Raw genomic sequence first — 12344 nt, 5'->3', positions numbered from 1 at the left:
TTTTCAGTAGGTTATAGGGAGCCGTAACTAAGCAGGTTTGTCAGTAACCAAAAGAACTGAGCATATCCGAATTAATTGGCGTTACAGGTAGGTAGCTCCCGATGCGCTGACATAAGTCAGTGATGTGAGTTAATGAGCGCCGCTAACACCCATAACTTCAATTAAGAAGGGTATGGCAATCTTCATCATTAAAGATAGGTAAAGGGAACATTATGCGTATTGGTGTACCAAGAGAGCGGTTGGCCAATGAAGCCCGTGTTGCAGCAACGCCGAAAACGGTAGAACAATTGCTGAAATTAGGTTTCACCGTGGCGATTGAAAGCGGAGCTGGTCATTTAGCCAGTTTTGACGATGCGGCGTACCAGGAAGCGGGTGCCACCATTACGGATACCACCGATGTGTGGCAATCCGACCTTATCCTCAAAGTGAATGCCCCATTTGAGGACGAAATTGCCCTGATGCGTGCGGGGAGCACCTTGGTCAGCTTTATCTGGCCAGCCCAGAACCCGGAATTACTGCAAAAATTAGCAGAGCGTCAGGTCACTGTATTGGCGATGGATTCTGTGCCGCGTATCTCGCGCGCGCAATCCATGGATGCCCTCAGCTCAATGGCTAACATTGCGGGCTATCGCGCAATCGTCGAAGCTGCTCATGAATTTGGCCGTTTCTTCACCGGGCAAATTACCGCGGCGGGTAAAGTCCCACCAGCAAAAGTAATGATTATCGGGGCCGGTGTTGCAGGGTTAGCAGCCATTGGCGCGGCAGGGAGCTTAGGGGCGATTGTCCGTGCTTTTGACACCCGTCCGGAAGTCAAAGAACAAGTCCAAAGTATGGGCGCTGAATTCCTCGAACTTGATTTTGAAGAAGAGGCGGGCAGTGGCGATGGTTACGCGAAGGTCATGTCTGAAGCGTTTATCAAAGCCGAAATGGCGCTATTTGCTGCACAAGCGGCCGAAGTGGATATCATTGTTACCACCGCATTGATTCCAGGTAAACCCGCACCGCTCTTGATAACCAAAGAAATGGTTGCGTCGATGAAGTCCGGCAGCGTGATAGTCGACTTGGCCGCGCAGACCGGCGGTAACTGTGAATTGACTGTGGCTGATAAAGTGACAGTGACCGAGAATGGCGTGAAAATCATCGGTTATACCGACTTGCCAAGCCGTTTACCGACACAGTCATCCCAGCTTTATGGTACCAACCTGGTTAACTTGCTGAAATTACTCTGCAAAGAGAAAAATGGCGAGATCGATATTGATTTCGAAGATACCGTCATCCGCGGTGTTACCGTGGTCAAAACCGGTGAAGTGACCTGGCCGGCTCCGCCTATTCAAGTTTCAGCTCAGCCTCAGGTCGCTAAAGCAGCTCCGATTGTCAAAGAAGAGACTAAACCTTCATCGCCTTGGCCTAAGTACATCATCATGGCACTGGCTATCGTGCTGTTTGGTTGGTTGGCAAATGTGGCACCGAAAGAGTTTTTATCTCACTTTACGGTCTTTGCTCTGGCGTGTGTGGTTGGATATTACGTGGTGTGGAACGTCAGCCATGCGCTACATACTCCACTGATGTCAGTCACTAACGCCATCTCCGGCATTATTGTGGTGGGCGCATTGTTGCAGATTGGTCATGGCGGCTGGGTGAGTTTCTTATCCTTTATTGCCGTATTGATTGCCAGCATCAATATTTTTGGTGGCTTTACTGTCACCCAGCGCATGCTGAAAATGTTCCGTAAAAACTAGTTTTTCCTGTGAAAACTGAGTTGATATATACACTAAATAATTCGAGTTGCAGGAAGACGGCAAGCGAATGAATCCCGATGAGTTGACGCCCGTCAATGATTTGGGTGAAAGAGAGTAGCCAACGCACATGCAGCTTGAAGTATGACAGGTATAACACCATGACTTATAAGAATGAAGGGGTAACTGATGTCTAGTGGTCTCGTTACAGCTGCGTACATAGTTGCTGCGATTTTATTTATTTTCAGTTTGGCTGGGCTGTCGCGCCACGAAACATCCAAACAAGGTAACACTTTCGGTGTGACCGGTATGGCCATCGCACTTATCGCGACCATTCTGGGGCCAGATTCAGGGAATGTTGCCTGGATTATCATTGCCATGGTGATTGGTGGGGCAATTGGTATTTATCTGGCGAAGAAAGTCGAAATGACCGAAATGCCGGAACTGGTGGCTATTCTGCACAGTTTCGTGGGTCTGGCGGCGGTTCTGGTTGGCTTTAATAGCTATCTGGATCATGGCACCGTGGTCATGGATGCGGTGATGGTGAATATCCATCTGACCGAAGTGTTCTTGGGGATCTTTATCGGGGCGGTAACATTTACCGGTTCAATTGTTGCCTTTGGTAAGTTACGCGGGATTATCTCATCCAAACCGCTGATGCTGCCACAACGCCATAAGTTAAATCTGGTGGCGCTGGTTGTTTCATTCCTGCTGATGATTATGTTCGTCAAGACAGATAGCGTGGCCCTACAAGTGGTCGCACTGCTATTGATGACCGTGATTGCTTTGGGCTTCGGTTGGCATCTGGTGGCATCCATCGGTGGTGCTGATATGCCGGTTGTGGTTTCGATGCTGAACTCCTACTCCGGTTGGGCCGCAGCGGCCGCAGGCTTCATGCTCAGCAATGACTTGCTGATTGTAACCGGTGCGTTAGTGGGTTCTTCCGGTGCCATCCTGTCGTACATCATGTGTAAAGCGATGAATCGTTCGTTCATTAGCGTGATTGCCGGTGGCTTTGGTACCGATGGATCTTCTACCGGTGATGCTGAAGAAATGGGTGAATACCGTGAAACTAACGCGGAAGAAGTGGCTGAGCTGCTGAAAAATGCTAGCTCTGTCATCATCACTCCTGGATATGGTATGGCGGTGGCACAGGCACAATATCCGGTGGCTGACATTACAGCAAAACTGCAAGCTCGGGGGATCAAAGTACGTTTTGGTATTCACCCAGTAGCAGGGCGCTTACCAGGCCATATGAATGTGTTATTGGCTGAAGCCAAAGTACCTTACGATGTGGTGTTGGAAATGGATGAAATCAATGATGATTTCCCAAGCACTGACGTCGTGCTGGTTATTGGTGCTAACGACACGGTAAACCCTGCCGCACTTGAAGATCCTCGCAGCCCCATTGCAGGTATGCCAGTGTTGGAAGTGTGGAAAGCGCAAAATGTTATTGCCTTTAAACGGTCAATGAACACCGGCTATGCGGGCGTACAAAACCCATTGTTCTTCAAAGACAATACTCAAATGTTATTTGGCGATGCCAAAGACAGCGTAGAAGCCATTTTACGCGCGTTGTAATGGCGCAGTAGTCTTTGATTAAGGGCCACCTCGGTGGCCCTTTTCTTTGGATTTAATCAGAATAGCGCGTGAGAAAGGGAGTTATTCGACATCATTTTGATCTTCATTGCTTTCCACCGGGCAAGTAAAACCTTCCGGTTTAATCGCTAATAAATCACATTTAAGATGATCGATCACATGTTCTGTGGTATTCCCGATAAAGGCGGCAGATAGCCCTGTACGCCCCAAAGTACCTAAAACCACCACCCCAGCGCGTAAATGTTCAGCGAGGTCAGGAATCACCTCTTCGGGTAAACCTTTTTCTACATGAGTGAATTTTTCATCAATACCAAACTGCTGGCGCAGTGCTTTCATTGCGACCAAATGCTGACCGCGAATAGCATCGTTATAAACACTCGGATCAAAATCAGGTAACTCGATGGCGATATTAATGGGAGTGACCGGATAGGCGCTAATCAAGTGCACTTGAGTTTGGTTGAGATTTTCAGCAAGTTCTCGGGTTTCTTTCACTAAACGTAAATTGAGTGGGTCATGCAGCGGGTCTTCACTTGAGAGGTTGACGGCCACCAGTGCCGTGCCACCCTCCGGCCAAGGTTGGTCTTTTACCATCCACACCGGGCAGGGACATTTGCGCAATAAATGCCAGTCAGTCGGGGTGAAGATAATAGACTCCAGGCGGTCATGCTGATGTGCCATTTTTAGCAATAAATCGTGTTTAAATTTCAGGACTTCCTGAATAATGGCTTCGTAGGGCCGATTGTGCCATACCACTTTGATTTCAATCGGTATCCCTTCATCAAGATAAAATCGGCACTGCTCGTTTATCCAAGCTGAGCGTTGGCTGATAACCCCTTTGCGCATAGCGGTGCGCTCATCGGGTGACAGCAGGGTGGTCATGTCATAAGACAAGTCATAAATAGCTAAAAATGCTTTGATTGTGCCGCCGTTGCGCCGCACAAGATAGACTGCACGTCTTAATGCAGGTTGATCATCCTGATTGGGGTCAATAGCAACCAGAATATTCTGATACTTTGCCATAGAGTCTCCTTACAACCGTGAATTAACAGTATGTTAGTTAAAGAGTAAACCATGAAAGTGAAAGAGGACAGGTGAGAGAACGAACCAGAGCAATAATATATCAATCAGCTTTAGAGTTGTAGGTGTATTGGTTGCCCTTAATCCTCCGAATCACTGACGGGAGTATGCTCGCCGGATTTATGAGCCTCCTCCTTGAGACTCACTCTGCATATTGAAACCTGGTGGGTATGGAAATTACAGACTAGGTCTTGGGTTACCCGCCAGCTTAGCCAGTGCTTCGGTATTCTCGATAGTTATATATTTACCTTTCACACTCAGAATATCGCTTTTCTGGAAACGACCCAACAAACGGCTGATAGTTTCTACCGTCAGACCCAAATAGTTGCCGATGTCACCACGAGTCATGGTGAGACGGAATTCACGTGGTGAGAAACCGCGCTGAGCAAAACGGCGAGAGAGATTATAAATAAAGGCCGCCAGACGCTCTTCTGCATTCTTTTTAGAAAGCAGTAAAATCATGTCTTGATCACCTTTGATCTCACCACTCATTAGACGCATCATCTGTTGGCGCAAATTTGGCATTTTGCCGGATAAGTCATCCAGTGTATCAAATGGGATTTCGCAAACCATTGATGTTTCGAGAGCTTGCGCAAAGCTTGGATGCTGTAGGTTACTGATGGCATCAAAACCGACTAAATCGCCCGCCAAATGGAAACCGGTAATTTGCTCATCACCTTCTTCGGTAATGGTGTAACTTTTGATGGTCCCGGAACGGATGGCATACAGTGATTTAAGCTCATCACCTGCTTTAAACAGCGCCTGTCCTTTCTGAATAGGTTTTTTTCTTTCAATGATATTGTCGAGCTGATCCAGCTCGTTTTCATTCAAAGTAAATGGAATACAGAGCTGGCTGATACTGCAATCCTGACAATGGATTGCACAACCACCAGACTGAATACGTCGGATTACGCGTTTTTCCGGGATCATAGGGTATTCCCAATAATATTGATATGCGTCAATTTTAACATCTTTTCTTGCGTCTGATAAGAGCAAGAATAGTTAGCGTACTAAAAGATAGCCCTCATGCATTAATAGCCAGCGTTTTCGCTCGACACCACCGGCATAGCCAGTCAATGCACCTTGCTGCCCAATGACTCTATGGCAAGGGACAACAATTGAAATGGGATTCAAGCCATTAGCCATCCCTACAGCCCGCGAAGCTGTGGGGCGGTTAATGCGTTTTGCTAATTCGCCATAAGTAATGGTTTCACCACAAGGGATTTTACGCAGTTGTTCCCAAACCTGGCGCTGAAAGTCAGTCCCGGCTGTTTTTACGGGTAAATTATCTATAATACTCAGCTCACCAGCAAAATAGCGCTGCATGCTGTCACTTAACCCACCGGGATTCCGTTTTTCCACTAGGGTAAAGGTATTGGTGCCGTAATGATTGCGTAGCAGTTTCATCAGGCGCTCATAATGATCCGTCCAATCAATGGCGCGTAGCCGGTTTTCTTCGTCTGCAATTAACAACAGTTCACCCTGTGGGGTTGCCATCCGATCAATTAAAAACGTTTCCATAGTTCTCCACGACTTTGCTACCACGGGTTAAGTACAAATAAATATTTACTGAAGATTATTACATGAAAAATAACATCAATAGATGACTATCAGGAACGAAAAGTAAAAACCTGCTGTTATTGCGGGGCTAATCGCATAAACCATAAAGTTTAAGTATAAGGTCGGGGTGTGCGAAGTAAGGATAAGCCGCTAGGATAAAAGTCTGTTATTTACGAAATCCATTCTTATCAGGTATTCAATTCATGTCCAATGTCACTTTGATTCCTTTATTACGTGATGGCGAACCTCCGGCTGCGGCCATTGAACGCCCAGAGAGCCGTTCACCTTTTATCTTGCTGGCAGACCATGCCGGGCAGCGTATTCCCGCCCAACTTGGGGATTTGGGGTTACCCGCCGGGGAAATTGACCGCCATATTGGTTGGGATATTGGCTCATTGGCTACCGCGCAATTACTTAGCCAATATTTGGATGCAACATTGATTCATCAGCGTTACTCGCGCTTAGTGATTGATTGTAACCGCACGCCGGGTATCGCCAGCTCTATTCCTGAAATTTCGGAAAACACGCGGATACCACGCAATATTGGTGTCACGGTAGAAGAGGCACAAGCCCGTCGAAATGAGGTATTCCAGCCTTATCATGACTTAATTACACAGACACTTAATCAGCGCCATGATTGCGGCCAGAGCAGTGTCATTATTTCCATGCATAGCTTTACCCCGTCGTTTAAAAACATTTCACGCCCGTGGCAAGTTGGAACTTTATTTAACCGTAATCCTGAGTTTTCTTTGCAGTTAGTGGCATTTTTACAGCAAGATGGCTCCTTAAATGTCGGAGTTAACCAACCTTATGCCATGACAGATGCAACCGATTTCACTTTGCCATTTCATGCGGAACAGCGCCATTTACCTTATGTAGGAATAGAGATTCGTCAGGATCTTATTACTCAACCCGATGGGCAGGAACAGTGGGCAAAGCGCCTGGCGAGATTGTTACCGCAAGTCTTATCCGCCTATAACCATTCAAAATAGGCCGCGCTCTATTTATTAACCCAAGAAATATCTGTTTTGCGTTAATTATTTTCTGAGTTTATGACTGGCCACTATTAATTGGTTATTATCGATGGCTATAGTTATTTTTAATTCATCACTAATTCATTTATCACACAATAGTAAGGTTGAAAATCTCGTGGAATCCAAACCTGCGCGTATCCTGATCAGTGCCTGCTTGATGGGGAAACCTGTCCGTTATAACGGCAGCGCTCTGTCTGTTCATGATGAAATTATTCAGCGCTGGCAGGATGAAGGACGACTGGTGCTAATTTGTCCAGAATTAGCCGCAGGAATGCCGGTGCCACGCCCACCAGCAGAAATTCAGCAAGGTAATGGCGAGGCGGTATTACAGGGGCAGGCGCGGGTGATTGAGCAATGGGGTAATGATGTCAGCCGGGAATTTCTGCAAGGGGTTTATCAATCCTTGGAATTGGCTCAAAAACATCAGTGCACATTGGCCATTCTGACTGAAGGTAGCCCATCTTGTGGTAGTAGCCGTATCTATGATGGCAATTTTAATGGTACTCAACGCGCAGGACAGGGAGTGACAACAGCTTTACTGCGTCGTCACGGGATCAAGATATTCAGTCATCTTCAACTTGAACAAGCAGATGATTTTTTGCGAAACAGTTCGCAAATCAAGGTTAAAAACTAATCAAATGTCATTAAATCCCGCTATACTGTATGAATGTACAGTTATGGCGTGGGTTCGTATCTTTAGTCACTTAGTTTTTATTAAAACCATTGAGTCGAGGTAGCGATATGACATTCAAGATAGTCGAAAAAGAATCGAAAAAGATTGTGGGTATCCGAGTTGTTGGGCCTTATCACGAGACCATCCCGAAAGGATTTGACCAACTATCATCACTTTATACCCAGCACCAAATTCCAGGAAAAGATTGGTTAGCACTTTACTGGGATAACCCAGAAACCAATCCACCGGCTGAGTTACGGGCTGATGTATCCTTATCTGTCGCTGATGACTATGTCTTACCAGTAGAACTTCGCGGCCAGTTGGAGTTACAGGTGATCCCCTCAGGTCTATATGCGGTGTATCACACCCGAGTAACGGATGATGATGATGGTTATGCTAAAGCTTGGGGAGAATTGTATCACCAACATTTACCACAAAGTGGCTATCACCCAGCCGAGGGCGCTTGTTATGAGGTTTACCTCAATGACGGCAGAAGTGACGGCTATTTTGATATCGATATCTATCAATCCGTTGAAAAAGACTAATAAATTAGCGTTGCAGCCGAGCTGGCTAGCTCGGCTGCTTATGGTGTCAGCAGCATCGCCTTTCAAGGAGATATTATTGTCAGGAAAATGCTTTCAGGAATACTTGGTTCAGCCAGTCACTGAAAATACGCACCCGTGGTGACAATTGTCGATTACGTGGATACAGAAAAGAAACCGGCATGGGGGGCGGGGCATATTCTGGGAGAATATCAATCAGTGTTCCGGCACGTAAGTCTGATTCGATGTGATAACGTGGTACCTGAATGATCCCTAATGCCAGCCGTGCGGCAGCCACAAAACTTTCTGCGCCACTAACGGATAGAACCGCCGGTAATTTCACATTTTGAACTTTCATATCTTGAACTTTAGCTGATAAATAGGGCTGTGGCCGTTGATATGAAAGCTTTTTCCTGGCGGAGGGCTGAGATTGCGTGCTGATACAAAATTCTAATGGCATTAATCCGCCAGTCGCACTGGAACGAAACCCTACCATTTGATGCCCGGCTAACTCATTAGGTGTGAGTGGTGTTCCATGTTGTTGCAAATAGCGCGGTGCAGCACAAGTTACCTGTGGTAGCAGTGCCACGCGGCGGGCCACCATATCACTGTCTTGCAAATTACCGACACGCAATACGCCGTCAAAGCCTTCACGAATCAAATCAACTAGCCTATCTCCTTCGCTGATAAATAATTCGATATCGGGATATTGTGCTATAAAATCAGGTAGTTGTGGTAATACAAAATGGCGAGCCAAGGTGCCTTGTACATCGATTCTCAGTAAGCCCCGTGGCTTAGCATTAGCAAACGCCATTTCAGCATCTTCTATATCAGCAATAATTTGCAGGCAGCGCTGGTAGTAAGCTTCCCCATCCAGTGTCGGACTGACATGCCGGGTAGTGCGTTGCAATAAGCGGACATTTAAGCGTTTTTCAAGCTGCTTAACTGCATCCGTCACACTAGATCGAGGTAAATTTAAGTCTTGTGCGGTTTGGGTAAAACTGCGCTGTTCCACTACTCTGATAAACACGCGCATTGCATCAATTCTGTCCATACTATTGTTCGTCTTTTTCGGATAGTGTTAACGAATAATAGGTAATTATCCGAATAAGTAAAAGTGGCATGCTCTGTGTACCGGTTTCCGTGGGTGCAGTTCTTGAGAACATGGCTTGAGAACTAACTGCCCATAAACGAGTACAAATAATGAAATACATATTCAGGAGAATATTATGATGAAAACTACTCAGCAGGTCGCCATTGTCACAGGAGCATCACGAGGTATTGGTGCAGCAATAGCCGAGCGTTTAGCTCAGGAGGGTTACACCGTTCTCATCAATTATTCTCGAGCTGATGAGGAAGCCGAAGCTTTAGTGCGTAAAATCCAACAAGCGGGCGGAAATGCATTGAGTGCTAAAGGGGATATCAGTGATTCTGCCGCTGTAGTTCAATTGTTTGCTAAAGCAGAAGCCGCTTTTGGTGGCGTTGATATTTTGGTCAATAATGCCGGAATTATGTCACTCAGTACGATTGCCGATAGTGATGATGAACACTTTGACCGCCAGATTGCAATTAATCTGAAAGGGAGCTTTAACGGGATGCGGGAAGCCGCAAAACGCCTTAGATACGGTGGGCGAATTGTTAATTTTTCAACCAGTGTGGTGGGTTTAAAGTTGGAAAAGTATGCTGTTTATGCTGCGACCAAAGCTGCGGTTGAAACAATGACGGCAATCCTGGCGAAAGAGTTGCGGGGCCGCAATATTACCGTCAATGCCGTGGCTCCGGGGCCTACCGCAACTGACCTTTTTCTTAATGGGAAATCGGCAGAACTTATTGAAAAAATGGCAAAAATGGCACCATTGGAAAGGCTGGGTACACCAGAAGATATTGCTGCGGCAGTAGCATTTTTGGTGGGTAAAGACGGTGGTTGGATTAATGGGCAAGTGCTGCGCGCTAACGGTGGCCTGATTTAGCGCCATTTTGTGGAATGGTGGCGACAGAACAGGGGGATGGCTCTGAAAGATAAGGGATAATAATCAATCGTGGTTTTTATAAAAGCATTGGTTGTTATAAATACGTGGATTGCCATAAAAGCGTTGATTGTCATAAAAGCGTCATTCGCCTGTTCTAGTATCCGTTGTAACCAATCAATACAAATTGTATGACTGTTTTACAACAAGGAACTCTACTGATGCAGAACCGCGTACCCACTTTGTCCGGCATAGCGCTATCGACCCTGATGCTGAGCAGCTCTCTGTTCGCACCCAATGCTGTCGCGGTCACCACCGGTTTATATGACCGCAGCGCCCACGGTGATATCACCCAGTTTGGTGGCGCTCGCCGTTTGACAGAAGATCAAACTCAGGCTCTTCGTGATTCGTTGTCTAGCAAAACAGTAAAAAATGTCATTTTACTGATTGGCGATGGGATGGGAGACTCAGAGATTACTTCGGCGCGTAACTATGCCATGGGCGCGGGCGGTTTCTTTAAAGGAATTGATGCATTGCCGCTGACCGGGCAGTACACGCACTATTCATTAGATAAAAAAACGCAGAAACCTGATTATGTGACTGACTCAGCAGCTTCAGCTACCGCATGGTCGTCAGGTGTGAAAACCTATAATGGCGCACTGGGTGTTGATGTGTTTGGGAAAGATCATGCCACTCTATTGGAACTGGCTAAAAAAGCAGGTAAAGCCACCGGCAATGTTTCAACGGCTGAACTGCAAGATGCAACTCCTGCGGCACAATTTGCTCATGTCACCGGCCGTAAATGTTATGGCCCGGAAGAAACTAGCGAAAAATGCAGCACCAATGCGCTAGAGAATGGCGGCCGTGGCTCCATTACTGAGCAAATGATTGAAGGGCGCGCCGATGTTACATTGGGCGGCGGTTCTAAATCATTCAGCCAACTCGCTAAAGCGGGTGAATGGAAAGACAAATCTTTGCGTGACCAAGCTCTGGCTCGCGGCTATGTGATTGTCGAAAATCTTGATGACCTGAATGCAATCAAACAGGCCGACCAACAAAAACCGCTGTTGGGACTCTTCAGCCCAGGCAATATGCCGGTTCGCTGGCAGGGGCCAAAAGCCTCTTATCACGGTAATATAGATAAACCGCCAGTGGTTTGTGAAAACAATGCCGAACGAACTACAGGGACACCGACCTTAGCCGTGATGACGGAAAAGGCCATCGATTTGCTGAAAACCAATAAAAATGGCTTCTTCTTGCAAGTTGAAGGGGCATCAATTGATAAACAAGATCACGCGGCTAACCCTTGTGGCCAGTTTGGTGAAACTGTCGATCTGGACGAAGCGGTTCAAAAAGCGTTGGAATTTGCCCGCGCTGATGGCAATACATTGGTCATCGTGACCGCAGATCATGCCCATTCCAGCCAAATCATTGAAGCTGATGCTAAAGCTCCGGGTTTGACACAGGCATTAACCACCAAAGACGGCGCGGTAATGGCTATCAGCTATGGTAACTCTGAAGATGATTCTCAAGGCCATACTGGCACACAATTACGCATCGCCGCTTACGGCCCACATGCGGCAAATGTTGTTGGTCTAACCGACCAAACAGATTTGTTCTTTACCATGCGCGATGCGATGGCCCTTAAATAAATACCGGCCTATTGGTAGCAGATCCCAGTGCAGTAATGGCTGGGATTTTTCTTTTCTGTCATATGCTCATCGTATTTTTAACCGCTATTTGTAGTATGGCGTTTATCAATAGAGAAAACGTGGATGGTTTGATTAAAAAACAAACCAGAAACATTCAATTCCATTATCTGAACACAAATTACCCGCCACCTAACCTTATTATTTAATTTATTCTAACCAGACACGAGACAAACTGAAATCATGGGAGTTTATCCTGCGGTTGCAGAGTCTTTACTAGCTGATTGCATAATGAACTGGCATAATTGATTTATTGAAAATTTTATCATGCTGTTGTGCCAGGCAAGCTGTTATTAACATAAAATATTGATTTATTATTTAACCGATAAATTCGACTTAAGTTAAATTTATCGGTTATCTCTATGGTTTTTTGCTGCATTTTTTGGTTAAAAAGAATTTTTTATTAAAAATTGCCATTAAAGGCAGAATAAAAATTATTATTTTAGG

The 12344-nt window shown here is 46.1% G+C and carries 11 protein-coding genes; 7 read left to right on the top strand and 4 right to left on the bottom strand.

Annotated elements, in window-relative coordinates; translation table 11 throughout:
* The first annotated feature begins 212 nt into the window (after positions 1–212).
* Entirely contained in the window at positions 213–1739 is a 1527-nt protein-coding gene (gene pntA / locus DXZ79_RS10670; RefSeq protein WP_038632793.1) for a Re/Si-specific NAD(P)(+) transhydrogenase subunit alpha, read from the top strand.
* Between the two features lie 186 nt (positions 1740–1925).
* Positions 1926–3317, top strand: a complete 1392-nt coding sequence (gene pntB / locus DXZ79_RS10665) for a Re/Si-specific NAD(P)(+) transhydrogenase subunit beta (protein WP_038632795.1) — start codon at positions 1926–1928, stop codon at positions 3315–3317.
* 81 nt (positions 3318–3398) lie between these two features.
* On the opposite strand, the gene uspE is transcribed toward pntB, so the two are convergent.
* The 3 genes from uspE to ogt form a co-directional block, all read right to left on the bottom strand.
* Positions 3399–4355, bottom strand: coding sequence for a universal stress protein UspE (gene uspE / locus DXZ79_RS10660; protein ID WP_038632798.1), 957 nt, complete (start codon positions 4353–4355; stop codon positions 3399–3401).
* A 234-nt stretch (positions 4356–4589) separates the two neighbouring features.
* Positions 4590–5342 (bottom strand): fumarate/nitrate reduction transcriptional regulator Fnr, encoded by a 753-nt coding sequence (locus DXZ79_RS10655; protein WP_004390269.1) that lies wholly within the window; start codon positions 5340–5342, stop codon positions 4590–4592.
* Positions 5343–5414: 72 nt separating this feature from the next.
* On the bottom strand, positions 5415–5933 hold the full coding sequence (gene ogt / locus DXZ79_RS10650) for a methylated-DNA--[protein]-cysteine S-methyltransferase (protein ID WP_038632801.1): 519 nt from the start codon (positions 5931–5933) through the stop codon (positions 5415–5417).
* A 242-nt stretch (positions 5934–6175) separates the two neighbouring features.
* Between ogt and DXZ79_RS10645 the strand changes: the two genes are divergently transcribed.
* From DXZ79_RS10645 to sbmC, 3 genes are all read left to right on the top strand, one after another.
* Positions 6176–6964: an N-formylglutamate amidohydrolase gene (locus DXZ79_RS10645; RefSeq protein WP_038632802.1), complete on the top strand. Its 789-nt coding sequence runs from the start codon at positions 6176–6178 to the stop codon at positions 6962–6964.
* Positions 6965–7121: 157 nt separating this feature from the next.
* Positions 7122–7640: a 2-thiouracil desulfurase family protein gene (locus tag DXZ79_RS10640; protein ID WP_120011628.1), complete on the top strand. Its 519-nt coding sequence runs from the start codon at positions 7122–7124 to the stop codon at positions 7638–7640.
* Between the two features lie 107 nt (positions 7641–7747).
* Positions 7748–8224, top strand: a complete 477-nt coding sequence (gene sbmC / locus DXZ79_RS10635; RefSeq protein ID WP_038632804.1) for a DNA gyrase inhibitor SbmC — start codon at positions 7748–7750, stop codon at positions 8222–8224.
* Between the two features lie 79 nt (positions 8225–8303).
* On the opposite strand, the gene DXZ79_RS10630 is transcribed toward sbmC, so the two are convergent.
* Positions 8304–9275, bottom strand: a complete 972-nt coding sequence (locus tag DXZ79_RS10630; protein ID WP_038632806.1) for a LysR family transcriptional regulator — start codon at positions 9273–9275, stop codon at positions 8304–8306.
* A gap of 175 nt (positions 9276–9450) precedes the next feature.
* On the opposite strand from DXZ79_RS10630, the gene DXZ79_RS10625 reads away from it, so the two are divergent.
* Both DXZ79_RS10625 and phoA read left to right on the top strand, forming a co-directional pair.
* A complete protein-coding gene (locus tag DXZ79_RS10625) occupies positions 9451–10191 on the top strand; it encodes an SDR family oxidoreductase (RefSeq protein WP_038632809.1) in 741 nt (246 codons plus the stop codon).
* Positions 10192–10409: 218 nt separating this feature from the next.
* Entirely contained in the window at positions 10410–11840 is a 1431-nt protein-coding gene (gene phoA / locus DXZ79_RS10620; RefSeq protein ID WP_038632811.1) for an alkaline phosphatase, read from the top strand.
* Positions 11841–12344 lie beyond the last annotated feature (504 nt).

It is taken from the genome of Yersinia rochesterensis (assembly GCF_003600645.1).
GTDB classification, from domain to species: domain Bacteria; phylum Pseudomonadota; class Gammaproteobacteria; order Enterobacterales; family Enterobacteriaceae; genus Yersinia; species Yersinia rochesterensis.
Note: the sequence above shows the minus strand (reverse complement) of the source record. Positions and strands in the feature narration are given on the sequence as shown.